At 71.4% G+C, this 25,908-nt stretch carries 17 protein-coding genes; 3 read left to right on the top strand and 14 right to left on the bottom strand.

The features are described 5' to 3' along the window. Positions 1-21: 21 nt before the first annotated feature. The 13 genes from ACH4S7_RS04905 to ACH4S7_RS04845 form a co-directional block, all read right to left on the bottom strand. Positions 22-1,548 (bottom strand): PP2C family serine/threonine-protein phosphatase, encoded by a 1,527-nt coding sequence (locus tag ACH4S7_RS04905; RefSeq protein ID WP_398519626.1) that lies wholly within the window; start codon positions 1,546-1,548, stop codon positions 22-24. Positions 1,549-1,552: 4 nt separating this feature from the next. Next, a complete protein-coding gene (locus ACH4S7_RS04900; protein ID WP_398520032.1) occupies positions 1,553-4,159 on the bottom strand; it encodes a tetratricopeptide repeat protein in 2,607 nt (868 codons plus the stop codon). Positions 4,160-4,209: 50 nt separating this feature from the next. After that, a complete protein-coding gene (locus tag ACH4S7_RS04895; protein WP_398519625.1) occupies positions 4,210-5,550 on the bottom strand; it encodes a hypothetical protein in 1,341 nt (446 codons plus the stop codon). Positions 5,551-5,632: 82 nt separating this feature from the next. Continuing rightward, positions 5,633-6,667, bottom strand: coding sequence for a glutamate ABC transporter substrate-binding protein (locus ACH4S7_RS04890; protein WP_398519624.1), 1,035 nt, complete (start codon positions 6,665-6,667; stop codon positions 5,633-5,635). 11 nt (positions 6,668-6,678) lie between these two features. Further along, entirely contained in the window at positions 6,679-8,133 is a 1,455-nt protein-coding gene (locus ACH4S7_RS04885; protein ID WP_398519623.1) for a hypothetical protein, read from the bottom strand. A gap of 440 nt (positions 8,134-8,573) precedes the next feature. Next, a complete protein-coding gene (locus tag ACH4S7_RS04880) occupies positions 8,574-9,593 on the bottom strand; it encodes an N-acetylglucosamine kinase (RefSeq protein WP_398519622.1) in 1,020 nt (339 codons plus the stop codon). After that, positions 9,584-10,849, bottom strand: a complete 1,266-nt coding sequence (locus tag ACH4S7_RS04875; RefSeq protein ID WP_398519621.1) for a 6-phospho-beta-glucosidase — start codon at positions 10,847-10,849, stop codon at positions 9,584-9,586. Before ACH4S7_RS04875 ends, ACH4S7_RS04880 begins: the two co-directional genes overlap by 10 nt. 3 nt (positions 10,850-10,852) lie before the next feature. Continuing rightward, a complete protein-coding gene (locus ACH4S7_RS04870; RefSeq protein ID WP_398520031.1) occupies positions 10,853-11,842 on the bottom strand; it encodes a carbohydrate ABC transporter permease in 990 nt (329 codons plus the stop codon). Between the two features lie 48 nt (positions 11,843-11,890). Further along, positions 11,891-12,832, bottom strand: coding sequence for a carbohydrate ABC transporter permease (locus ACH4S7_RS04865; RefSeq protein WP_398519620.1), 942 nt, complete (start codon positions 12,830-12,832; stop codon positions 11,891-11,893). Between the two features lie 16 nt (positions 12,833-12,848). After that, positions 12,849-14,195, bottom strand: a complete 1,347-nt coding sequence (locus ACH4S7_RS04860; RefSeq protein WP_398519619.1) for an ABC transporter substrate-binding protein — start codon at positions 14,193-14,195, stop codon at positions 12,849-12,851. Between the two features lie 195 nt (positions 14,196-14,390). Beyond that, entirely contained in the window at positions 14,391-15,623 is a 1,233-nt protein-coding gene (locus tag ACH4S7_RS04855) for an ROK family protein (RefSeq protein ID WP_398519618.1), read from the bottom strand. Between the two features lie 256 nt (positions 15,624-15,879). Continuing rightward, complete coding sequence (locus ACH4S7_RS04850; RefSeq protein WP_398519617.1) at positions 15,880-17,652, bottom strand: D-glucuronyl C5-epimerase family protein; 1,773 nt, start codon at positions 17,650-17,652, stop codon at positions 15,880-15,882. Positions 17,653-17,899: 247 nt separating this feature from the next. Beyond that, positions 17,900-19,012: a mechanosensitive ion channel family protein gene (locus tag ACH4S7_RS04845; protein WP_398519616.1), complete on the bottom strand. Its 1,113-nt coding sequence runs from the start codon at positions 19,010-19,012 to the stop codon at positions 17,900-17,902. A 246-nt stretch (positions 19,013-19,258) separates the two neighbouring features. On the opposite strand from ACH4S7_RS04845, the gene ACH4S7_RS04840 reads away from it, so the two are divergent. Next, positions 19,259-19,828, top strand: coding sequence for an HNH endonuclease (locus ACH4S7_RS04840; RefSeq protein ID WP_398519615.1), 570 nt, complete (start codon positions 19,259-19,261; stop codon positions 19,826-19,828). Positions 19,829-19,994: 166 nt separating this feature from the next. On the opposite strand, the gene ACH4S7_RS04835 is transcribed toward ACH4S7_RS04840, so the two are convergent. After that, positions 19,995-22,931, bottom strand: a complete 2,937-nt coding sequence (locus tag ACH4S7_RS04835) for a beta-N-acetylglucosaminidase domain-containing protein (RefSeq protein ID WP_398519614.1) — start codon at positions 22,929-22,931, stop codon at positions 19,995-19,997. A gap of 248 nt (positions 22,932-23,179) precedes the next feature. Between ACH4S7_RS04835 and ACH4S7_RS04830 the strand changes: the two genes are divergently transcribed. After that, entirely contained in the window at positions 23,180-23,485 is a 306-nt protein-coding gene (locus ACH4S7_RS04830; protein ID WP_398519613.1) for a hypothetical protein, read from the top strand. Positions 23,486-23,495: 10 nt separating this feature from the next. After that, entirely contained in the window at positions 23,496-25,823 is a 2,328-nt protein-coding gene (malQ, locus tag ACH4S7_RS04825; RefSeq protein WP_398519612.1) for a 4-alpha-glucanotransferase, read from the top strand. Positions 25,824-25,908: the final 85 nt, after the last annotated feature.

Raw genomic sequence — 25,908 nt, 5'->3', positions numbered from 1 at the left:
CGGCGGAAGCGGCGGCGCGGCTCATGCCTGGTGGTAGGCGTCGTAGGCCGATCCTGCCCCTTGCCGCACCACGGCGAACGGCAGCACCGCCACTGTTACGTTGTCGTGGCCCCCACCGTCGAGGGCGTGTCCGACCAGCACCTGGGCGCTGTGCAGGGGCCGGTCGGTGGCGTCGGCGGGGATGGCCCTGGCCATGTCGTCGGCCGCCTCCGCGTAATTCCACAGCCCGTCCGTGCAGACCACGACCACGCCGGGGTGGTCGGGCTGGAACGCGGCCGTGTGCGGGTCGAGGTCATAGGCGTCGGCGCCCAGCCAGCCCGTGATGGCGTGGGCGCGATCGTCCGCGTACGCCTCCGCCTCGCTCATCAGACCGGCGGCCACCATCTGCGCGGCCCACGAGTCGTCCTCGGTGAGCCGGACGGCCTGGGCGCTGCGATCGTCGGGCACCCAGTAGACCCGGCTGTCACCGATCCAGCCGATGATCAGCAGTCCGCCCGCCGAGATGGCGCCGACGATCGTGCACGCGGGCGCGTTGAGCTGGTGGTGCGGGGGGTCCTCCAGGGTGTCGCCCTGTGGATCCCGCCCGGCCAGTGCGTTGACCGCGGCGCCCGCCGCGAGGATCGCCTCGCGCATGGCCTGCTGGGGGTGGGTGCCGCGCGGCAGCGTTTCGAGCAGCAGCTCATTGGCGGCCACCGCGGCGGCCTGCGACGCCTCGTCGGGCCGGGTCGCCGACGAGACGCCGTCGCAGACGATCGCGATGACGGCGGGGGAGCCGTCGGGCAGCGCGGTGGACGAGACCGTGAAGGCGTCTTCGTTGCGGTGGTGGCGCAGCCCACGGTCGCTGACCGCGGCGACCGAGCCCAACTCCCGCTCGATGTGATCGCGCTCCCGGGGCTGTGCGTGGCCGCAGTTCTCGCAGTACCCGTCGGTGTCGACATGACCGGCGCGACAGGCCACACACACCTTGGTGTACGGGGGTGTCGGGACGGGCGGCGGATCGACGGCACGGGGATCGGCCGCGACCTGAGGCGTGACGGGCGGTGTGCTGGGCGGCGGCGGAGGCAGCTCGAAGTCCCCGCCGCCCGGCCCGGCACCCGGCTGATGCCCGGAGTGCGGCGGATAGGGACCGGCCGGCGGATAGGGCTGTCCGGCGCCGGGCCCGGTGGGGCTGCCGGGGTAGGCGGCACCGTGCGGTGCGCCGCCGGGGGGCTGGGTGTACCCCGGGCCGCCGTGGCCGGGGGAGGGAGGCACGTCCGGCCGTGGCGGGGGCGGCGGTTGGCCGCCGTACGGGTCAGTCCCGGGCGGTCCGCCGTGCGGGGGCACGGGAGGCGGACCGCCTGGGCCGCCCGAACCGGTGACGGTGGGCCAGTTGACCGGGGGGCCGGCCGGCATCCCGATGGCTAGCGTCGGGCGGTCCGCGCCGGGCGGCGCGGACACGGCCGACAGGTCGTGGCCGCACGCGCCGCAGAAGCGGTCACCCTGCTCCAGCGGTTCGGCACAGCTCGGGCACGTCGGCCCAGCGGCAGGCTGGTGCGTCTGCGAGGACATCAATTCACACCCACGTCCGGGGGCGGAAGCGGTTGGCGCGCTCCACCAGGTCCATCCGCTCCTCGCCCCGCTGGGCGAGCCGGGCGAGCACCCGGTAGGAGCGTTCCAACCCGAAGCGCAGGCCGCGCTCGTGCAGTTCACTGCCGAGCAGCACGGTCGGCGCGGGCGGCGCGGCGGGCGCGCCGCCGGGCCGTGGTGCGCTCGACGGATCCGGTACGGACGACGGGGCTCCGGGACTACCGGAGAGTACCCAGTCCAGGGCCGTGCCGAGTACCTCGGTGGACAACTGCTCGCGGCGCACGGCGTCCAGACCGAACTCCTTCAACGCGTCCACCTGCGTGGCCGCCGCTGCCAGATCGGCGATCAGCGGGTCCTGTGCGGCCCGCCGCCGCAGCCGCGCGCGCACGGCGGCGACCCGGGCCGCCGTGTAGTGGATCGATGCCTCCGGCACAGACTCCAGCGTGCGGACGGCGCCGGCCCGGTCACCCGCCGCGAGCTGCACCCGGGCCAGCCCGAAGGCGGCGCTGACATATCCGGGATCGGTCGTCCACACCAGGCGGTAGTACTCCGCCGCATTGTCCAACTGGCCCAGCACCTCGGCGCAGACGCCCAGGGCGAGCTTGGGTGCGGGCTCGCCGGGGAAGGCGTCGTAGACCGCGTCGAAGGAGAGCGCCGCCGCCTCGTTGTCCCCGGTGACCAGGGAGGTCAGACCCCGGTACCAGACCACCCGCCAGTCGTCGGAGTGCCGGACCTCCAGGCTCTCCAGCGAGGTCGTCCCGGCCCCGACATCGCCCATCTCCAGCCGGGCGCGCAGCTCCCGCAGCCGGGTCTCCGGGGACGGGGCGGGCGCGGCGTTCAGTGCCGCGATCAGCTCGGCGGGTGCGGAGGCCATCAACCCGGCGAGGAAACCGGCGTTGGGATCGTTCGCGTCGATCCGGGGAACGGGCAGGGCGAGCGCGACGGCGGGGGTGTCGAGCGCGACGAGATGGGGGGCGAGCCGCGCGCCGGGCGCGCCCGCGCCGAGCCGCGCGGTCCCCTCGACCGGACCCGCGCCGGCGCCGCCGGCCGTGGCGGGTGGGGTGGCGGTGCCCGTCAGCGGGGCCCCCACCTGTCGCGGGATCGCGAGCGGCGTCCCGGACGCGGCCTTCCGCCCCTTGCGGATCTCCCGCGCCCCCAGGACCGACACATCGCCGGTCAACTCCGCGAACAACTCATGGTCCGGCACCCGCAACTCCGGGCCGAAGAGCGTGGACAGCGACGGACGCGGGCGGCCCGTCTGTAGCGCCACGACCTCTCTGAGCACCCCCGTGAGCTGCTCCGCCATCTCCTGCGCCGAGGAGAACCGCCGCGCCGGATCGGGGTCCGTCGCCCGGACGAGCAGCCGGTAGAACGATTCGTACGTCTGGAAGACCTGGATGTTCTCCGGGTCCGGCAGGGAGTCCACGAAGACGTTCGTGTATCCCTGGAAGTCGAAGGTGAGCACCGCCAGCGTCCGCGCCACGGTGTAGAGGTCGGAGGCGACCGAAGGGCCGACGTCGGCGACCTCCGGGGCCTGATAGCCGACCGTGCCGTAGATCGCCGACTCCTCGTCGTCCATCCGGCGCACCGCGCCCATGTCTATGAGCTTCAACTGGTCCTGCTGCTGGATCGCGTTGTCGACCTTGAAATCGCAGTACAGCAGATTCCGGCTGTGCAGATGCCCGAGCGCCTCCAGTGCCTCGATCCCGTAGGCGCACGCCTGTTCCACCGGCAGCGGATCCCGCTTGCCGGTCGCGTCGCGCCGGTCGTTGGCCAGCTCCTTGAGCGATTTGCCGCCGACGTACTCCATGACGATGTAGCCGTCGAGGGAGCCGGTCCGCTGGTCGAGGTGTTCCACGAAGTTGTAGATGCGGACGATGTTGGAGTGCTCGATCTCGGCGAGGAAGCGGCGCTCCGAGATCGCCGCCGCCATCGCGTCCTGGTCACCGGTGTCCAGCAGGCCCTTGAGGACCACCCAGCGGTCCGACACCGCCCGGTCCACCGCCAGATAGACCCAGCCCAGACCGCCGTGGGCCAGACAGCCCACCACCTCGTACTGGCCGTGCACGATATCGCCCTGGGTCAGCTTGGGCACGAAGGAGTACGGATGGCCGCAGGAGGTGCAGAAGCCCTCCGTACGGCCCTGGCTGCCGCCCCGCGAGCGGCCCACCGGGGCGCCGCAGTCCGAGCGGGAACAGAACCTCTTGCGCTCCGGGACCTCCGGATCGCTCATCACCGCCGCACGCGGCTCGGGACGCGGCACATCCGGCACGCTCACCAGGCCCGCGCCCAGCCGATTCCGGCCGGATGCGCCGGTGGAGGTGCCCGAGCTGCGCACCGAGACCGAGCGGTTCGAGGTGCTGGAGCCGGTCAGCGCCCGCGACAGCCGGCCCGAGACGGACCGGCGCGAAGTGGACGAGCGGGACGAAGAGCGCGACGACGCCCGGGACGACGCCCGTGAACTGCTCCGCGCCGACGCCGGGGAACCGCTCCGCGCCGACGTGCTGCCGCCACCGCCCGCGCGGGGGCCGCCCGCCACCGCCACGACGGGCGCCAGACCGCAGGTGTCGCAGTACAGCTCGCCGCCACCCATGTCCTCATAGGCGCCGTCACAGCCAGGCCGCTGGCAGTTCGTCTTCTCGCTCACGCGTCCCCTCCGCGGTCGGTGGCCCCCGGTGGCCGGTGGTCCTGGTGGGCCAGGGCTTCCGCCGCGGCCCGCTGGTAACGCAGCACCGCCTGGTCGGCGACGCGCAGATCGCACGGCGCGCTCCACAGCATCCTGCGGGCCACGTCGTACCTCTCGATCAGTAGCGGGTCCTCGGCGAGGCCGTGCCGGGAGACCTTCGCCTTGTAGGCGTCCAGCCTGCCGCGCAGCTCGGCGCGGACGGCCAGGGGGGCCGTGACGGCCGTCAGGGACTCCCTGGCCCGAAGCAGTTCGTCCTCGGCTTCTCGCTCCAGCGACTCCAGCAGGGGAGAGAGCCGGTGCCACTGGGAGTGCCGGCGGTACTCCGCGGCGGTGGAGAGCCGCTCCTGGAGCGCGGTCGGCGGACCGCTGACCGCGGGCACCTCGGACGCGGCGATCTTCGCCAGCACCTCGCCCCGAGCGGAGCGGGCCTCGGAGAGGGTCCGGTCCGCCCGGGAGAGCACATCACGCAGCCGGAGCAGCCGCTCCTCGGAGTCCTGTCGGACCCCCAGCACCGCTTCGATCTCGCGGCGGATGTCCTCCAGTGCGCGCGCCGCACGGTCGTAACGATCGGTGTCCGGCCGGCCGCCACCGGGTGCCGAACTCCCCGGCGCGGGGCGCCAGAAGGCCAGCGGATCGGAGATCACCTGGGCCCGGAGCGTGGACATTTCATGGGTGATGGACTCCAGTTCGTCCCCGGCCGGGTGCTCACCGGGCCGCACCCCCACGGAGTGCGCGAGGGAACGGGTGCGCTGGAGCTCCGCCGAGAGCAGGTCTATCCGCGCGGGCAGTGCCGACCAGACCGCGTCCGATGTCACCACCATGTCCAGCGAGGTCGCGTACAGCGCGTTCATCCGCTCGACCAGCTCCGCCAGCGTGAACCGCTCGGAGAGCTTGGCGGGGCCGGTGGCCGCCGACGGCAGCCCCGTGCCCGCGTTGGCCACGGTGACGCTGGGGCCGCGCAACCGCTCGGTCAGCTCCGCCAGGTCCTCACGGCTGGACCAGCGGCGGCGGGCCCGCAGCTCACGGGTGTCGTCGAGGGCGGCGGTGTACGCCTCGAAGTACCCCCAGAGCAGGGAGATCGCCTGGTCGGTGGCGGCCCAGCGGTCCTTGGTGACACCGGTCAACTCGGCGCCTTCGAGGAGTCTGCGACCGGCGTGGTCCTGGAGGGCGAGCAGTGAGGACTCGATCGCCTCGTGCTCGGCGGCGAGGCGCGCCAGGGAGCGATCCACCTCGTCCCGGTCCATGACCGGCCCGTGGACTCTCCCGCCGGAGCCGGGGAACGGTCCCGCGACGCCCATCGATCACCTCTTTCGTTCGTCGGCCGGTGTTCGTCGGCCGGGTGCGGCACTCCAGCACTGCCGCATCCGGTCCGTGCCGTGCTCAGCCGGTGCGGTACTTGGGCGCGGGCGGGCCGGATATCCCGGGCAGATCGTCGGCGAGCCACTCCTTGTACGCCTTGGTCCAGGCGCCCTCGCGGTACTCCTCCAGCACGCGGTTCACCCGGCGCACCAGATCGTCCTTGCCGAGCTTGGTCGCCACGCCGTAGTACTCGGTGGTGAAGGTCCGGCCACCCTTGAGCTCGATCGCCGGGTCCTGGGCGGCCTGGCCGGCCGCCAGGGCGTTGTCCGTCACGACGGCGTCGACCAGGCCCTCCTGGAGCCGCACCAGACAGTCGAGCTGGTTGGGCACGGTGAAGATGTCCTCGTCCGCCGGCTTTCCGTCGTGGGCGTCCTTGAAGACCGCGCCGAAGGAGTTCTTCTCCAGTGCGTCATACGCCGTCGAACCCTCCGCCGAGCAGACCCGCTTGCCCTTCAGGGAAGCGTTGTACCCGGTGATCGTGGAGTTCTTGGGGGCGAGGACCTGCTGGCCGGTCTGGAAGTACGCGGTGGAGAACGCGACCTGTTTGATCCGGGCGCAGTTGATGGTCATGGTGCGCACCACGATGTCCACGGTGCCCTTGTTGAGGGCGGGGATGCGCTGATTGGTGGGTATGGCGCGGAAGATGATGGCGTCCGGCCTGCCCACGATGTCCTTGGCGATGGCGCGGGCGAGATCGATGTCAAAGCCCTTGATCGCTCCGGTGGCGGGATCGCGGTAGCCCCAGCGGTAGCTGTTCTGGTCCACTCCGACGATCAGCTTCCCGCGCTTCTTGATCTCCGAGATGTTCGGTCCGTCGGCGCCCGACGGGGTGAGGGATGCCTCCGGCGAGGTGCACTCGTCCGCCTCGGCACGCGAGGCCGAGGCGATGCCCCCGCCCGATCCGGCGACGGCGTGGCCGGCGCCCTGGGAGAGCGGCAGCAGGGTGGCGGCGGCGGTCAGTGCGCAGGCGGCTGCCATGCTCGCCACACCGCCCCAGCCACGGAAGCTGATGCGCTGCCTGAAGGGGGTCCTCCCCCCGGTCGTGTCGTCCGACATCTCGCCCCCTCTCACCGGTACTCCGACAACCTGCGGTTGATGCCGACGATCACGCACACCCCGCCCAGCACCCCGAGCGCCGCGGCGCCGATCGGCAGCCCACCCAGGGCGCTCCGCCCGTCCTTCGCGGCCCGGGTGAACTCGCGCTGCTCATGGGCGAGCGCCTTCGCCAGCGCCGCGTCCACCTGGTCGAAGGACTCCCCGGTGGAGTCCTTCGCACCGATGACCTTGCGCAGCGCGCCCTCGTAGTCGCCGGCCTTGTCGGTGGCGCTGGCCGCCTTGTGTCGGGTCTGCCACTGGTCCACGGCCGCCCTCGCGTCCCGCACGGGGTCACCGCCCCGGGAGTCGTCGGCGAGGCCCTGGGCCTTCCGCAGACCTTCGCCGAGCCGCCGCATTCCCGTGCCGTACTCCGTCTCGTACTTGTCGTTCTTGCCGTCGTCGGTGAGGACCGCGCCCCGGGCGACCAGGACGAGATTCTCATTGGCGCGGGCCTTCAGGGAGCTGATCCGTGCGTCGTTCAGCACCTTGAGGGACTTCTGGCCGTGCTCCCGGGCTTCGTTCAGCTCGGTGCGGGCCACGGTGTGCCCGACGGTCAGCCACAGCAGCACGACCGTGGTGGCGGCGGTGGCGGCGAGCAGACCGTGGTTGAAGACGCGGTTCGTGTGCCGGTAGACCCGGCGCTGGGCCCAGACCAGGGAGCCGATCGCCAGCAGGCCGACCGCGAGGGAGAGGACCGGCCAGAAGCGGGCGTCGTCGTCGTCCTGGTCGAGCCGGGCCGTCTCCGCGTCGTACAACTTCTGGGCGGCGGGCAGCAGGACCTTGGTCATCTGCTCATTGGCGAACCGCAGATAGGCGCCGCCGAGGGGCAGCCCCTGGCGGTTGTAGGAGCGGGCCGTCTCGACCCGGCCCGTGTAGATCGGCAACTGGCCGTTGAGCGTGGCGATCTGACGGCCGGAGTCGCTGGCGCTGTCGGTGTTCGTCGCAGCCTTGATCAGCAACTGGGAGGCGAGCGCGATGTCCTTCTCATACCGCTCGCGCACACCGGGGGGCTCCTGGCCCGCACCGGCGAGGAAGCCGCTGGAGGCCGCGGTGTCGGCGTCGGCGAGCGAGCGGTAGACGGACGCGGCGTCCGCGCTCAGCGGCTGACTGCGGCTGACCACGTCGTCGGCCGCGGAGGTGCGGTCGGCGATCTCGAAGGCCGTCACCGCGCCGAACGCGACGACCAGCGCGGCGAGCACGGCCCCGATGATCTGGAGGCGGCCCGGCTCGGTGGTCGCGGCGGCGCGCAGCCGCTCGGTGACCTCGGCGAGGGGGCCGCGCTCATTCAGTCCGGGGGAGGTGCCGGGCTCGCCGGGGGCTCTGGACCCCGGCGGGCCGGCCGGACCGCCGGGCCCCGCTGCCTTCGATCCCCCGGGCGGCGCGGGCGACTCCGTGGGCGCGCTGCGCACATTCGGTGGATGTGTCATATGACCTCCCCCTCGGTCGCTGACGGCGCGCCGCTCCGCGCGGCGGGTCGGGGGACGTCCTCCCCTGGCCAGCAGTATGGCCGCGATGACTGGTAAAGGCAGCCGGATTGACTGGATCTTGTACCGGTCGTGGTCGTTCCGCTGATGTGACGTCCCACCCTGAATACGCTTCCCGACCTTGATCGGTTCCCTCTGTTCCGTCTGGTGTTCGGTTCCCCGAATACCGGACGGATACCGAACGGATGACGGATCCATGGCAGGCCCATTCCCGGACCTGTTCCCGGACCCGTTCCCGGACGGATGAGGGACGGATGTGGGACGGATGTGGATGGATACCGGACCCGTTCCCGGACGGATGACGAGCGCCCGGACCGCCCGGCGCGGTGGAGTTCACCGTGCCGGGCGGTCCGGGGAGCATCGGCCCCGTAGGGGCGTATGGGCTACACCCCCGCCGCGTAGTGCGCGCGCAGCTTCGCGCGGGCCTCCGGCGGCGCCCCCGTGTGGTCGAACCCCAGCAGCGCCGCCCCCAGCACCGGAGGCGCCGTGACCACCTCGATCACGGCCTTCGGCGCCTTCACCGCCAGTAGTTCGGCGATCTGCCCGTCCAACTCCGGGTGCCGCGCGGCCAGCACGCTGCCGCCCAGCAGCACTGGCGCCGCCTCGTCCAGCAGCCCCAGCCGCCCCAGCGCCACGGTCGACATGGACACGACCTCCTCCGCCAGCCGCCGTACCAGCGACCGCGCGACGTCATCGCCGGCCAGGCTGGTGGCGAAGAGGACCGGGGTGAGTTCATGCGTCCGGGCGTACGGGAGATGCCCCCGGTGCAACGCCTCGATCAGCGCGTACATGGAGTCCAGCCCGAAGTGCGCGGGCAGCGTACGGGCCAGGGCCGTCGGTGCGCCCCGGCCGTCCTCCGCCCGCGCGGCCGACCAGAGGGATTCCTCGGCCAGGCCCAGACCGCCACCCCAGTCCCCGGAGATCTTCCCGATCGCCGGGAAGCGCGCGGTGCGCCCGTCGGGCAGCATCCCCACGCAGTTGATCCCCGCGCCGCAGACCACGGCGACGCCCCGGGGTTCGTCCAGACCCGCCCGCAGGATCGCGAACGTGTCGTTCCGTACCTCCGTCGTCCGCCCCCACCCCCGGGCGTGCAGGGCGGCGGTCAGCTCCGCCTCCTCCACCGGGAGATCGGCGTTGGCGAGACAGGCGGAGACATGCTCGACCCCGCCCCGTACGCCCGCCGCCGCCAGCGCCTCGCCGACCGCCGAAGCGAGCGTGTCGATCGCCCGGTCGAGACCGGCCTTCGGCGGCTGGAAACCCGCTCCCCGCGCCGCCGCGAGGACCGATCCGTCGTGGCCGATCACGGCCACGTCGGTCTTGCTGTTGCCCGCGTCGACGGCGAGGACCGCGGCGGGGCCGCCGTCCGCGCCGGCGGGTTCCGGAACCGCGGTGGTCACGCCCACGCCAGGTGCTCCCGGTTGTGCGCGAGGAGCCGGTCGGTCAGCGCGTCGGCGTACTCGTACTGGCCGATCAGCGGATGCGACAGCAGGGCGGCGAAGACGCGGTCCCGGCCGCCGCGCAGGGCGGCGTCGAGCGCCAGGTCCTCGTACGCCGTCACCTGGGCGATCAGGCCCGCGTAGAGCGGGTCGACCTTGGGCACGGCGAGCGGGGTCGCACCGTCCGCACCCACGGCGGCCTGCACCTCGATCACGGCGTCGTCCGGGAGGAAGGGCAGCGTGCCGCCGTTGCGGGTGTTCACCACCTGGTACGGGCTGCCGCCCCCGGCCAGGAGCGACGCCGCGAGGTCCACGGCCGCCTCCGAGTAGAAGGCGCCACCGCGCTTGGCGAGCAGCTCCGGCTTGGTGTCCAGCGTCGGGTCCCCGTACATCGTCAGTAGTTCCTGTTCCATGGCCGCCACCTCGGCGGCCCTGGAGGGCTTGGTCCGCAGTTCCCGAACCACCTCGTCGTGCGCGTAGAAGTAGCGCAGGTAGTACGAGGGGACCACGCCGAGCCGGTCGATCAGCGGCCGGGGCAGGCTCAGATCGCCGGCGATGGTGTCGGCGTGGTCGGCGAGCAGCTTGGGCAGCAGGTCCGCGCCGTCGGGCCCGCCGATCCGTACGCCCGTCTCCCAGGTCAGATGGTTGAGGCCGATGTGGTCGAGATGGACTTCGGCGGGGGCGACGTCCAGCAGCCGGGCGAACTTGCGCTGGAAGCCGATGGCGACATTGCAGAGACCGACGGCCTTGTGACCGGCCTGGAGCAGCGCCCTGGTCACGATGCCCACCGGATTGGTGAAGTCGATGATCCACGCGTTGGGGTTGGTACGCCGTACGCGTTCGGCGATGTCGAGGACGACGGGCACGGTCCGCAGCGCCTTGGCGAGGCCGCCGGCGCCCGTCGTCTCCTGTCCGACGCAGCCGCACTCCAGCGGCCAGGTCTCGTCGTTCAACCGGGCCGCCTGGCCGCCGACGCGGAGCTGGAGCAGCACCGCGTCGGCGTCGGCGACGCCCGCGTCCACATCCGTCGTGGTGACGATGGTGCCGTTGTGGCCCTGCTTGGCGAAGATCCGCCGGGCCAGCCCGCCGACCAGCTCCAGCCGGTCGGCGGCCGGGTCGATGAGCACCAGCTCGCTGATGGGGAGGGTGTCCCTCAGTCTGGCGAAGCCGTCGATCAACTCTGGGGTATAGGTGGATCCGCCACCCACGACTGCGAGCTTCATGTTCTAGCCCTTCACTCCGGTCAGTGTGACGCCCTCGACAAACGCCTTCTGGGCGAAGAAGAAGACGAGGATCACGGGGGCCATGACCAGGACGGTCGCGGCCATGGTCAGGTTCCAGTCTGTGTGATGCGCGCCCTTGAAGGACTCCAGGCCGTAACTGAGCGTCCAGGCGGCCGGATTCTCCGAGGCGTAGATCTGTGGTCCGAAGTAGTCGTTCCAGGCGTAGAAGAACTGGAACAGCGCCACCGCCGCGATGCCCGGTTTGGCCATCGGCAGCACGACCTTGAGCAGGGTGCGCAGCTCGCCACAGCCGTCCACCCTTGCCGCGTCGAGGTATTCGTTGGGGATGGTCAGCAGGAACTGCCGCAGCAGGAAGATCGCGAACGCGTCACCGAAGGCCATCGGGATGATCAGCGGCCAGAGCGAACCGGTCAGATCCCACTGTTTCGCCCAGAAGAGATACATCGGAATGATGATCACCTGGGGTGGCAGCATCATCATCGAGATGACCAGCATCATCGCCAGCCGCTGGCCGCGGAAGCGGAACTTCGCGAGTGCGTACGCCACCGGGACGGATGAGACGACCACGAGGACCGTCCCCAGACCGGCGTAGATCAGGGTGTTCTTCCACCAAGTCAGGAAGCCCGGGGTGTCGAGCACCTTGGTGTAGTTGCCCCACTCCCAGTGCGTCGGGATCAGATCGCGGGTCAGGGTCTGCTGATTGGTCATCAGCGACGTCAGGAAGACGAAGACGAAGGGGAGTACGAAGAAGAGGGCGACGGCGACTCCGAGGGAGTGCACCGCGATCCAGTGCAGCAGTGCCTTGCGGCGGGCGGTGCGCGCGGCGGGCGTGAGCGGTGTGTCCCGCGCGGCGGGCGCCTTCTTGCCAGGAGCGCCAGGAGTGCCTGGAGTACCGGAAGCACCAGTAGTACCAGTAGTACCAGTAGTACCAGTAGCACCAGTAGTACTGGGAGCACCGGGCGCACCAGTGATGTCGGGAGTGCCAGCAGCGCCGGCGGTGTCGGGAGTTCGGGCCATGGGTCAGTCCCCCACCTGGACGAGGCCGCCGCGTTTGCGCATCAGGAACGCGGTGAAGACCATCGCGAGTGCGAACAGTACGAGGGCGACGACCGCCGCCGCGCCGTAGTCGAATCGCTGGAATCCGGCGTTGTAGATGATCTGCGGCAGGGTCAGCGTGGACTTCTCCGGATAGCCGGGTTCGAACTGCTGCCCGCTGCCGCCCATCACCCCGGACGCGACCTTCGCCGCGACCATGGGCTGGGTGTAGTACTGCATGGTCGCGATCACACCGGTGACCACGGCGAACAGCACGATGGGGGAGATGTTCGGCAGGGTGACGAAGCGGAATCGCTGGAAGGACGAGGCCCCGTCCAGCTCTGCCGCCTCGTACTGCTCCTTCGGCACGTCGAGCAGTGCCGCCATGAAGATCACCATCAGATCTCCGACACCCCAGATCGCCAGCGCGGAGAGCGCGGGCTTGGACCAGTCGGGGTCGGTGAACCAGTCCGGGCTCGGCAGTCCGACCGAGTCGAGCAGGGTGTTCACCGGCCCCGTACCGGGGTTGAGCAGGAAGACGAACGCCAGGGTCGCCGCGACGGGCGGGGCGAGGTACGGCAGGTAGAAGAGGGTGCGGAAGACCCCGGTGCCCGTCTTGATCTTGGTGATGAGCAGTCCGACGCCCAGACCGAAGGCGACCCGGCAGGTGACCATCACCAGCACCAGCCAGAGCGTGTTGCCCAGGGCCGGCCAGAACATCGGGTAGTCGCTGAAGACGTACTTCCAGTTGTCCAGCCCGTTGAAGGTGGGTGGGCGGAATCCGTCGTACTTCATGAAGGAGAAGTACACGGTCGATGCGAGCGGATAGGCGAAGAAGACGCCGAATCCGATCAGCCAGGGCGACAGGAACGCCAGTGTTCTCAGCCGCGATCTGCGGTGCTTCGAACGCAGGGTGTACGTGGTCATCGCAGTGCCGCTTCTGCTACTTCAGCTTCGCGATGTCGGTGTCGATCTGCTGGGCGGCCTTCTCCAGGCCCGCCTTCAGATCCTTCAGCTTGCCCGACTCGTACCGGAAGCCGACGTCCTGCAGGGTGAGGTGGTAGGCGCCGCCGCCGACATTGGCCGGGCTGGTGTTGGACTTGGGGTGCTGGGCGATGTCGATGAAGGTCTTGAACGCGGGGTCGTACTTCAGGTCGGGCGACTTCAGCGCCTCGATCGTGGAGGGCACGTTGCGGATGCCGTTGGAGAACGCCACCACGGCGTCGGTGTCCGTGGTCATGTACTTCACCAGCTCCCAGGCCGCGTTCTGCTTCTTGCTGGTGGAGGCGATGCCCATGATCGTGCCGGAGAGGAAGCCCTTGCCGTAGTCGGCGATCTGGTCGTCGGCGACGGGCAGCGGGGCGGTGCCGATCTCGAACTTCACCCCGGCGTCCTTGGCCATGCCGAGCCGCCACTCGCCGTCGAGCTGCATGGCGACCTGGCCGGTGTGGAAGGGGTGCTTGGCGCCCCACTCGTCACCGAAGCCGGCGCGGTACTTCTTCAGCTTGGGGAAGCCGCCCAGCGAATCGACCAGATCCTTCTGGGTGGTGATCATCCTGGTGAAGGCCGGGTCCTTGGCGATGTTGGACTTGCCCTCGGCATCGAAGTAGGTCGGCGACCACTGCGAGACGTAGTGCGAGATGGTCGTCTCATAACCGTGGTAGTTCGGCATGAAGCCGAGCTGCTCGAAGGTGTCGCCCTTCGGCTTGGTCAGCTTCTTGGCCACGGCCTTCAGCTCGCTCCAGGTCTTCGGCGGCTCGGCGATACCGGCCGCCTTGAAGGCGTCCTTGTTGTAGTAGAGGCCGTACGCGTCGCTGAGCAGCGGCAGCGAGCACTGGTTGCCCTCGAACTGGGTGTAGTCGAGCAGCGGCTTGTGGAAGACCTTCACCGGGTCGATCTTCGACTTCTTCAGGAAGGGGTTGAGGTCGACGAACGCACCGGTGGCGCAGAACTTGCCGACACTCGTGGTGGAGAAGGAGGAGACCACGTCCGGGGCGTTGGAACCACCCGCGCGCAGCGCCTGGTTGATCTTGTCGTCGGTCATATTGCCGACGATCTTGACCTTGATGTTCTTGTGCGCCGCCTGGAACCGGTCGACGTTGTCCTTCATCGCCTTGACCTCGCTGGGGGCCGACCAGCCGTGCCAGAGGGTGAGGGTGGTCTTGGCGTTGGGGTCGTCGTCGGCGGAGCTCTCGCTCGATCCGGTGCAGGCGGAGGCGAGCAGGGATATCGCGGCGGTTGCGGCGAGCGCGGCGGCTGATTTCCTGGCGCGGCTGGAGCGTATGGACATGGCGGTGCCTCCCTGTGTCGGGTGATGGGTAGGGATGTGCCTGTCGTTACGTGGTGCGGCCGATAGTGGGGCGGCGGCGCTGTACGGGTACGGGTGCGGTGCGCGGGCGGTGTACGAGTGCCGTGCGGTGGCGGTGCTGTACGGGTGCGGTCTGCGGCGCTGTACGGGTGCCGTGCGGTGCGCGGGCGGTGTCGTTCAGCGGGACGCGGAGGTGTCGAAGACCTCGTCGCGCGTGGTGGCCAGGGCGCTCTCCAGCGCTCCTCGCAGGACGGGATGGTGCCGTACGGTGCCGATGACCAGCCGGGGCCGGGTCGCGGCCAGCTCGGTCAACTCGGCCTGGACACGGGCGCGCAGGGGTTCGCCGCCCGCGACGATCGCGTCCCCCGCGAGGACCACCAGCTCGGGGTCGAGCACGGCGACCATGGAGGCGAGACCGGTGGCGAGACCGGTCGCGTAGGCGTGCAGGAGCAGTCGGTAGGGCCCCGAGGCCGCGTCGGCGGCACGGGCCACCAGCGCGGGGGCCACTTCGGTGTAGTGGCCCTGACCGACATCCACCACGCCCAGCTCCCGGGCCAGCCGGGGCAGCGACTGTGCGCCGGCCAACTCCTGGAAGCCGCCGCTGTTGGCCTTGGTCACCTGCCGGACCAGGGGGGTGCCCGGCACCGGCAGGAAGCCGACCTCACCGGCGCCCCCGGTGAACCCCCGGTGCAGCCGGCCGCCGATGACGAGGGCGGCGCCGAGGCCCTCCTCGTTCCACAGCAGCATGAAGTTGTCATGGCCGCGGGCCGCGCCCAGCCGCTGTTCGGCGACGGCCACGAGGTTGACGTCGTTCTCGTACTCGACGGGCATCAGCAGACGGGCCGCCAGCTCGTCGAGGAGGGTGGTGGAGTGCCAGCCGGGGAGGTGGGAGGCGTACCGCAGCCGCCCGGTGGAGGGGTCGAAGGCGCCGGGGGTGCCGATGACCAGCCGGTGGACCGCGTCCCGGGTGAGGTCGGCGGCCTTCACGGCGCCGTCGAGCGCCTCGGTGACCTGCTCGACCACGTCCGCCCCGCGCCGGGCCGGGGTCGGCAGCTCGAACTCCCCGACCGTGGTGCCGGTGATGTCGGCGACGGCGGCGCGGATGCGCTGCGGGGTGACGTCGAGTCCGGCGGCGAAGGCGGCCCGGGCGTTCACCGCGTAGAGCTGGGCGTTGGGGCCCGGCCGGCCCTCGGTGGTCCCGGTGGCGACGACGAGACCGGCCGCTTCCAGCCGTACCAGCAACTGGGACGCGGTGGGCTTGGAGAGCCCGGTCAGTTTCCCTATCTTGGTACGCGACAAGGGCCCGTGCGCCAGCAGCAGATCGAGCGCGGCACGGTCGTTCATCGCGCGGAGGACGCGCGGTGTACCGGGAGTGATGCCGGTGGTGGTGCCGGGGGTGATACCGGCCACGACGGTTGCACCTGCCCTTCGACTGCCGACGTCTTGGACTGTTAGTAAAGTTTCCTATCCGGTGGAGAACGTAGGCCGGATGTCAGGTGGGCGTCAATGGCCGACGCCCCCGAGGCAATCAATCCGTTACCTCGGGGGCGTCGCGCGTATGTGATTGTTCGGATTCGTCACCTTCGAGCCGCGGCCGCCGTGGACGACCGGCAGCCGTGGACGACCGGCAGCCCCGTGGAGAACCGACCGGGCGACGGGCGTGGGATCAGCGACCGTCGGTGAGGACCAGCGGCAGCGGCGCCCAGTACCCGTTGAGCGCGCCCGCCGTGATCCGGATCATCGGCCGTCCGTTCACGATCGCGCGCCGGTCGAAGGGTGCGTTGGACGGGGTCGCGAACTTCACCGTCTTGGTGATGCCGGTCTTGCCGTCCACGCCGAACTTCACGCACGTGATATCCACGTCGGCCGGGAAGGTCGCCGTGCGCTGCGGATGGAAGGTGGTGGAGACGTACTCGCCCCGGAGGAACACCTTCGGGTACGCCTCACCGATCCACCAGCCGGTGTACGCACCCGCGTTGATCCGGTAGTAGATGCCACGGCCCTGGATGCGGCGGCGTACGTTGACCGGTGCCTGGGTGGCGGTCCGGAAGGTGACCTTCTTGGTGGCGAGCTGCTTGTCGCCCTTGGCCGGGTCCCAGTCGAAGTTCTTCGACGCGTCCTTGGTGTCCAGCTTGTAGAGCGTGTGCGAACCCGCCGCGATGGCCGCGACCGATCCGGCGCGCAGCCCGAACGCCGGGAAGTCGTCGATCAACTGGTCCTGCTGGTGGGCGAGGGCCGGGCTGCCGGTCTGCCAGTGCAACTGCCGCATCAGATTGATGTGGTGCTGGTGGTAGCTCGGCGTGGGAATCCGGTGGGTGTGGCAGTAGTACGAGATCCAGCGGCTGTTGCGCAGCCGGGGGAAGTGGTCCCGGATGGTGGTGACCGAACCGTCGAACAGCTTCTCCGCCAGCGGATTGCCGGTCGCCTGGAAGTAGTCCCAGATGCCGAACATGGCGAAGATCATGCCGTTGAAGGTGTAGTCGCCGGTGCCCGCGACCCGGCCCGGATACTCCTGTATCCAGAGGTAGCCGTTCTTGTCCTTGTTCACGGACCAGGGCTTGCCGTCGTCGGCGCGCAGCAGCGAGGCGAAGGCGCCGTCGGCCGCCGCCAGGTACTGCCTGCGCTCGGCGGCGGTGATCGCCTCAAGCTGGGCGAGCTGGATGAAGAGGCTGATCGCCTCGCCCTGGGCCATGCCCGAGTACCAGGGGGCCTTGTAGTCGACCCCGCTGTGCTTGGCGTGCTTGAAGTCGAAGGGGTACGGGAAGTACCACGCGCCCCGGGCCTCGACCCGCTTGTCGATCAGCCGCTTGGCCTGGGCCTTGGCCCGCTTCAGGAAGAGCGCCTTGCGGGAGGCCACCCGCTCCGTGCGGTAGCTGGCGATGCAGCCGAGGCCGAACTGCGCCTGGGTGACCGGCTGGTCATAGCCCGGCGCGGTGCGCTTGGGCCGGTACATGATGACGCCCTGCGCGTCGAGATAGGTGTTCTCGGTGTTGGGCGTGACGTTCTCCCAGCGCGTGGGGCGGTCCCGCCACGGGCGCATGTACTCGGGCATGTCGGTCACGATGGTGAAGCCGCTGGTCTTGAACTGGAACGGCAGCTTCGTCGGTACGGAGGCCCTGGCGGCTGCCGCCGCCTCGGGGGTCACCGCCTTGTCCGCGTACGGGATGGAGGTCCGGGCGGCGGGGCTGGATATGGTCCCGCCCGCCAACTGCTCCGGCAGCTCCGGCACGGGCGGCGCCTCGACGCCGCCGGGGGTCGCGGGCAGGCTCAGCGCCAGCGACCTGGGCATCCCGCCGAAGGGATCGGCCGGCGACGGCTCGACGGCCGCAGCGGCCGTGGCGAAGGTTCCCCCACCCACCACGGTCGCTCCGGCGATGGTCCCGCCCGCCACGGTGATGAAGCGTCGGCGACCAATGTCAACACGTCTTTTTTCGGCCATGCTTGTTGAACCCCCCCAAGGGTTGACTGACAGCAGGAAATACGGAAGATCCTACGTGGCGTACGGGGAGGTCGTGACAGAAGTTATGCCATGGGGGACGCGGGAAACGGGTCGGGGTGTCCGGGTGGGGGAAATGGCAATGCCCCGGCCGACCGGCCGGGGCATTTTTCAGCCACCTTATGGCTACTTCGCAGTCTGATTGCAGCGAGGTCTGATGACTGCGCGGTCGGACTGCTGCGCGGTCGGACTACTTCGAGAGGTTCGTCGGGGGCGGTATGGGAGCCGCGGCCAGCGATTGCGGGGACATCGGGCTCGCCAGCGCCGAGGGCGGCGCGACCGAAGCCGACCGGTCCGCCACCGCCGCTTCCTCCGCCAGCGGCAGACCGCCGACGATGCGGATGCCCGCCGCGTCGAACGCCCGCTTGATCCGCCAGCGCAGCTCCCGCTCTATCCCCAGCGCCTTGCCCGGCATCGTCTTCACGGCGACCCGGACCGTCATGGAATCCAGCAGCACCTCGGTCAGCCCCAGCACCTCCACCGGGCCCCATAGCTGCTCATTCCAGGGCTCCGCCTTCGCCAGCTCCTCACCGACCCCGTCGATCACCGAACGCACCTGGTCCAGATCCTCCGACGGTCGGACCGCGACATCCACCGACGACGTCGCCCAGCCCTGGCTCATGTTCCCGATCCGTTTGATCTCGCCATTGCGGACGTACCAGATCTCGCCGTCGTCGCCGCGGAGCTTCGTCACCCGCAGACCGACCTCGATCACCTCGCCCGTGGCCACCCCGGCGTCGACCGCGTCACCCACCCCGTACTGGTCCTCCATGATCATGAAGACACCGGAGAGGAAATCCGTGACGAGGTTGCGCGCGCCGAAACCGATCGCCACACCGGCCACACCGGCCGAAGCGAGCAGCGGCGCGAGATTGATCTTGAAGGCGCCGAGGATCATCAGCCCCGCGGTACCGAGGATCAGGAACGAGGCGACCGACCGCAGCACCGAGCCGATGGCCTCCGAGCGCTGCCGCCGTCGCTCCGCGTTGACCAGCAGGCCGCCGAGCGCCGTACCTTCCACCGCCTGGGCGGAACGGTTCATCCGCGCTATCAACTTCGTCAGCGCCCGCCGCACCATGATCCGGAGCACGATCGCCACGATCAGGATCAGGGCGATCCGCAGACCCGTGTTCAGCCAGGTGGACCAGTTCTGCTCCACCCAGCTCGCGGCGTCCCCCGCCTGCTTGGCCGCCTCGTCGAACGACACGGTCCCCGAGGGCTCCGACGGCGGAGCCGACGGGTCGGCAGCGGCCGACAGGACGGCCAGCGAGAACGCGGTCAAGGCAAGGACCTCCAGGGGCATCGGGGTACGGCTCGGCCAACCACAGTAACGGCGCATCCGGTCCCGCCCCCTGCCGTCGGTACCGGAGAGACAAGGCTCACCCGGGGAGGAATGACGACCGCCGGACGTTGTGCCAGGGGTGTGGTTGAAAACACTTCGAGCCCGTTACCGTCACGTGGTGGCGCTCGGACCTGGCATAAGGAGAGACTGAGAGCAGATCGTCCCGGCGCGAGCCACGCGCCGCCGGCGTACAAGGAGGCATCCACCGTGCCGCACGTCCTGGTCCTCAACGCGTCGTACGAGCCACTCGGCGTCGTACCGCTCCGCCGCGCGCTCGTCCTCGTCCTGGAGAACAAGGCTCTCTGCCTGGAGGAGTCCGGCGCCTTCATGCACAGCGCGACCCGCGTGGTCGCCGCCCCGAGCGTCGTCCGGCTCAGGCGATTCGTCCGGGTCCCCTACCGGGGGCCCGTCCCGCTCACCCGCAAAGCGCTCTTCGCCCGCGACGGCGGGCGCTGTATGTACTGCGGTGGCGTCGCAACCAGCGTCGACCATGTCATCCCCCGCAGTCGCGGCGGACAGCACGTCTGGGACAACGTGGTGGCGGCCTGCCGCCGCTGCAACCACGTCAAAGCCGACCGGCACCTGCGGGAGCTGGGCTGGCGACTACGGCACCAACCCGCGCCGCCGAGCGGCCTGGCGTGGCGGATCATCGGGACGGGGCACCGGGATCCACGCTGGCTGCCTTATCTGCAACCGTATGGGGCCGACGATGCGATGGCACGCATCGACGGGCCTTCTTCTTTTTTGGGGACTCGGTTCGCCTCCGGGGCGCTGTGATTTTAGGGCTCGGTTCGCCAGCGGAGGGCCTGGCACCCCCTGGCGAGTGAGCCGAAGGGGCGCGCGGGTGCCGAAAGGGAGAACGCGCGGAGGTCCCGAGGTACGAGGGATCGAGCACGATCGACCGTCGGCGCACGCTTAAAGCGCCCCGGAGGCGAACCGAGCCTCAAGAAGAAGAGGCGACCGCGTACGCCTCGACCGACCACAGGGAGTAACCGAAGCGGGTCGCCCGCTCGTCGCCCTGGACGCGGAGGAAGCGGACGTCGCGGGCGTCCATCCGGATCGCCTCCCGGCCGCCCCGGCTCTTGGTGACCGTCGCCGCCGTGCTCCAGGTGCGGCCGTCCGACGAGACCTGAAGGCGGTACTTCGCGGCGTGCGCGTCCTGCCAGTGCAGCACCACCTGGCCCAGCCGGGCGGGGCGGGCGAGCTGGAGCTGCCACCAGGCGTCGTCCTCGGCGGGGGAGGACCAGCGGGTCTCCGGGTCGCCGTCGATCGCGGCCGACGCCGGGAAGTCGGGGGTCTCGTCGCCGGACGACGAGGCCGCGGTGTCCGCCGCCCGTGCCAGATCGGGGCCCCCGGTCCGCGGATAGGCCCGTACGGTCAGGGTCTGCTCCTGGCCCGCGAAGGCCAGCGGCACCCGGTACTCCCCGGACGGCGTGCCGGCCGGGACGGAGACCTCCACCGGCACGGTCGTCCGCACGCCCCGCGGCACCGTCGTCCGCTTCGGCACCGTCACCTTGATCCCGGCCGGGGGCTTCGCCGTGAGGGCGCCGCTCACCCCGCCGGGCCGCTGCGGTGTGAGCGCGACACCCGTGCGCTGCGGACCGCCACCGATCTCGGCGTCGGTCTCCCCGCGTACGAGATCGAGACCGGCGGCCGGTTCGTCGGTGAACCACGGCACCAGGGACCGTACGGCGACGGGCTCCGCGCCCTCCGAAGTGATCCGGACCGCGTCCATCCGCAGCCCCCGGGCGTCGGCCTGGGTCCAGCCGCTGGCCGAGAGGGTGCCCACCGGGCGCCAGCCCTCGCCGGGCACATGCGCTTCCAACCGGCCCGCGCCGGTGCCGGGCTCGGTCATCGCGGTGATCGTGCCGACGGGCCGGGCCCGGTCCAGCCAGACCGTGTCGTCGCCCGCGGTGTCGGCGACCCGGTCGGCACCCGTCCAGGCCGCCGACTCCTTCGCCGCGCGGACGAGGAACGGGTCCAGCACTCCCTTGCCGACCGTGGCCTTGCTCGCCGCCAGCTCGGAGCGCAGCCGCTCCAGTGCGAGCGAGCTCCGCCAGGCCGCCGCCCCATCGCCCCTGACCTGGGCCTGGAGCATGTCGACGGCGAGTTCCCCGGCCCGGCCGTAGCGGGCGAGCTGGTCCAGCCACGGTCGTACGTCGTCGTCCAGCCGGCCGTCGGCGGGCCGCGCCAGCCGGTCCGGTGCCTGGCGCATCACGGTGAACGCGGCCCGCAGCGCGTTCGCCGCCCGGTCCCGCGCGGCGGGACCGGTGGCGGCGCGGGAGTTCCAGAAATCGCGCAGCAGCGGTCGGAGATAGGCGGACTCGGAGGGGTTGAGGATCGACGAGGAGTGGTGGCCCGCCAGCGCGCTCAACGCCTCCCTGGTCCGCGCGTCGCCGCCGGCCAGATCGGATATGGCGGCCTGCCAGGACTCCTGCGGCCGGTAGTCCCGCGGGTTCCAGGCGAAGTCGGCGGCGGTGAAGAGCGGGATGCGGGAAGCCGAAGCCTGCTCCATGGCATTGGCCAGCAGTGCGACGGAACCGGTCGCGACGGCGGGCTCCCGGCCGGTGTAGGGGCCGAGGAAGATCCGGTCCTGGGCGTAGTCGTTCACCGGGTAGTTGTCCATGGTGACCAGCGGATGCTTGAACGCCGCACGCGCCCCGGCCAGCTCGCGGCCGGTGATCGTACGCGGCACCACGCCGACACCCGTCCACGCCACCTGCACCCGACCGTCCAGTTCATCGGCGAGCGCCCGCCGATAGTCGGTGTCGCCCTCCTGGTAGAACTCCGTCGGCATCAGCGACAGCGGCTCCGCCTCGGGGTGGCGATCCGCCAGATACCGGGCCACCTCGCCGGCCACCTCGGCCTGCGCCCGCGCCGCCGCCTGCGGGCCCGAACCGAAGACCTCCGCGTCCCGGTCGCAGTGCCACTCGCTGTAGCTGACGTCCTGGAACTGGAGCTGGAAGGCGCGCACGCCCAGCGCCCACATCCCCTCGATCTTCCGGGTCAGCGCCTTGACGTCATCCTCTTTGGCGAGACACATCTCCTGCGCGGGCGCCACGGCCCAGGCGAGGGTCACATGGTTGCGTCGCGCCCGCTCGGCCAGCTCGCGGAACTCCGCCCGCTCGGCTGCGGGATAGGCATCGCGCCAGCGCGCCTGTCGGAAGGGGTCGTCACCGGGGGCGTAGAGGTAGCGGTTCTGCTTGGTCCGTCCCATGAAGTCGAGCTGTGCGAGCCGCTCCTGATGGCTCCACGGCTCCCCGTAGAAACCCTCTGTCGTCCCGCGCACCGCCGTGCCCGGCCAGTCGCGGATGTGGACACCGGCGATGGACCGGCCGCCGCCCGTGGGTGCCGTGGTGATGAGCTGGCGCAGTGTCTGGGCGCCGTGGAAGAGGCCGCTCTCGCCGACTCCGTCGATCGCGACGGCGCCCCGGCCCTGGAGGGTGCCGACCGCGATCCGGTACCCACCGGCCGGCAGATCGGCGCGCTGCGGCGCCCGCAGGGCGCGCAGTGCGTCCTGCGCGCCGTCACCGCCGATGTGCAGCACGGGGCCGCGTCCGGGCGCTGCGGTGTGGACCGTGCCGACGCCGGACTCCCGCAGCAGCCGCTCCACCAGCTCGACCGCGTACGGATCGGCGCCGGGGGCGGCGAGGAGGGTCGCCTCCCCGCCGAGCGGGACGGCGGGGCCGACCGTCCGCATGGTCTGGGGGCGCGGCCATACGGGGGGCAGCGCGCCGGCGCCCTCGGGATCCGTGGCGGTACGCGTGGGAAGGACGGGATCACCGGGTGCGGCGACCGCGCCCTGCGCTCCACCGAGGAGACTGCCGATCACCGCGACGGCGACGGCGGTAGCCGTACGCCTCTTCTGCGCGAGCCGCACGCTGTCTCCCCTCGCTCCCGAATGTAACCGTTCGGTTGCGAAGCCCACCACCCGGCGTCCAAGGTGTCAATGTGTGGGGCCGATCTGCCCCTTTCGCCCGGGCGGTGGAGCGCCCGGGATGATCGTCACACCGGGAACCACATGTGACTCGGAACACGTTGACTGATCGTGAATGCCTGCGGTGGGTCCCACTGGGTAGGGGCTCCGCTGACCGCTACCGTCAGTACCGTCTGTTGGGAGTGACCGTCATGGCCGCATCCGCTCATCTGCTGCTCTCCGCCCTGACCACCCCGGTCCCCGGGGCCGACCAGGTCCCGGCCCCCCGATCGTCGACCACTCGTACCCGGCCCACGCTCGGTAAACCCTCGGGCTTCGGCCCCTTCCTCGTCGGGTCGCCGGCGCATCAGGGGGCGGTCGGCCCCCTGACCAGTGAGCCGCCGCTCCCCGACGCGGCTCCACTCACCAGCGAACCTCCGCTCGCCGACACCGCTCCGTTGACCAGCGAGCCGACCGCCGCCGGATTCGCCGGTGGCTCTCAGTCCCCAGGAGTCTGAAGGAGTCCCCATGGGCGTTGCCCGGCTCGCCGCGCTGTATGGAGTCGCCACCGAGCACGGGCCGTCCGGCGGGGCGCGAGTGCCCGTGCCCGAGGCGACCGTCGTCGCGGTCCTCGCCGCGCTCGGGGTGGACGCGGCCGACCCCTCGGCCGTCCGGCGCGCGCTGGACCGCGCGGAGTCCGCGGCGGCGCGGCTGCTGCCCCCGACGGTGATCCTCTGGCGCGACGCCCCGGACGAACCCCATGACACCGCCGTCCCGGACGAATCCCACGGCACCGCCGCCCACCACGAACCTCATGGCGCCGCCCCGCATAAGGCCCACGACACCGCCGGCCCGTGCGAACCCCACGCCGCCGCCCCGCATAAGGCCCACGGCACCTCCGCACCGCCGCCCCCTGGCGGACCGTCCGGGATCCCGGCCGCGCCGAGCTCCGTGCCACCGACCGTGCCTTCGACCGATCGGCCGGCCGGGCTCCCGGCCGCGCTGGACGGGCTGCCCCCGGGGACGGTGGTGCGGATCGCCCTGGAGGGCGGCGGCGAGACACAGAGCTGGGGCCGACTGCCGCACGGGGTCCACCGGTTGACGGCCCGCGCTCCCGACGGCCGCACCGACCGGGGATTCCTCATCGTCGCGCCCGGCCGTGCCCCGCAGCCGCCCGGCCGCTCCCACGGCTTCCTCGTCCAGCTCTACTCCCTTCTCTCCACCCGCTCCTGGGGCATGGGCGACCTCGGCGATCTAGCCGAGTTGGCGACCTGGTCCGGGCGTTCGCTCGGGACCGGATTCCTCCAGGTCAACCCCCTGCACGCGGCCGTACCCGGCGCGCCCGGCGGTGGCACCGACCCCTCCCCGTACCGCCCCTCATCGCGTCGCTTCCCCGATCCCGTCCATCTGCGCGTCGAGTCGATCCCGGAGTACGCGTACGTCACCGGCGCGGACCGGGAGCGGCTCGCGGAGCTGCGGGAGCGGGCCGCCGAGCTGCGCGCGGCCGTGCTGGAGGAGGGGGTGCTGATCGACCGGGACGCCGTGTGGGCGCTGAAGCGCGAGGCCCTGGAGCTGGTGCTCCGGGTGCCGCTCGGCCCCGGCCGCGCCGCCGCCTACCGTGATTTCCTCGCCGAGCAGGGCCGCGCGCTGGCGGACCACGCCACCTGGTGCGCCCTCGCCGAGGTGCACGGCCCCGACCACCACACCTGGCCCCCGGAGCTACGGGACCCGCGCTCGGACGCCACCGCCCGCGCCCGGCGGGCGCTGCCGGACCGGATCGACTTCCACACCCGGACCGCCTGGCTCACCGACGGCCAACTGGCCCGCGCCGGGCGGGCGGCGCGCGAAGCGGGAATGGCCGTCGGCATCGTCCACGACCTGGCGGTCGGGGTCCACCCCGGCGGTGCCGACGCCTGGGCGCAGGGTGAGGTCTTCGCCTCCGGAATGTCGATCGGCGCGCCCCCGGACGCCTTCAACGCGCACGGCCAGGACTGGGGCCTGCCGCCCTGGCGCCCCGATGCCCTCGCGGCCAGCGGATACGCCCCGTACCGCGAACTCCTGCGCGGTCTGCTGCGGCATGCGGGCGCGCTGCGGATCGACCACGTCATGGGCCTGTTCCGGCTCTGGTGGGTCCCCGAGGGTCGCCCGCCCACCGAAGGCACCTATGTGCGGTACGACGCCGATGCGATGCTCGCCGTCCTCGTCCTGGAGGCCCACCGGGCGGGCGCGATCGTCATAGGGGAGGACCTCGGCACGGTCGAACCAGGGGTGCGCGAGGCCCTGCGGCGCCGGGGCGTGCTCGGCACCTCCGTCCTCTGGTTCGAGCGCGACTGGGCGGGCACCGGCCGGCCGCTGCCGCCGGAGGCGTGGCGCGAGGGCTGTGTGGCGACCGCGACCACCCACGATCTGCCGCCCACCGCCGCCCGGCTGACCGGGGAACACGTGGAACTACGCCACCGCCTGGGGTTGCTGACCCGCCCGCTCGCCGAGGAGCGCGCCCGGGAGCGGGCCGATGTCCGGGAGTGGTTGCTGCTACTTCAGGGCCTCGGGCTGCTGGAGGGGAGCCAGGAGGGAGAAGGGGAGGGGCCGGGTGACGAGGAGGAGCGGATCAGGGCGGCCCACCGCTTTCTGTTGCGGACGCCCGCCCGGCTGGTCGGCGTCTGGCTGCCGGACGCGGTGGGGGACCGCCGTCCGCAGAATCTGCCCGGCACCTGGGACCAGTATCCGAACTGGCGACTGCCGATCGCCGACGCCGGTGCCCGTCCGCTGACCCTGGAAGAGCTGACGGCCTCTCCCCGGCTGCACGCACTGATGGAGGTCTTCATCTCCGGCGCTCCCGCGGGCGCCCGGCCGTGAGCCGGCGGGGGGGGGCCGGCACCCGGGGAGACCCCCGTACGGCACCCCGGGCGCGCGGTCGGATCGACCGTTCGCTACGTTGGGG

This window comes from Streptomyces sp. NPDC020965 (genome assembly GCF_044333555.1).
In the GTDB taxonomy this organism is placed as follows: domain Bacteria; phylum Actinomycetota; class Actinomycetes; order Streptomycetales; family Streptomycetaceae; genus Streptomyces.
The sequence above is the reverse complement of the archived record's forward strand: the minus strand, read 5'-3'. Positions and strand labels throughout refer to the sequence as shown.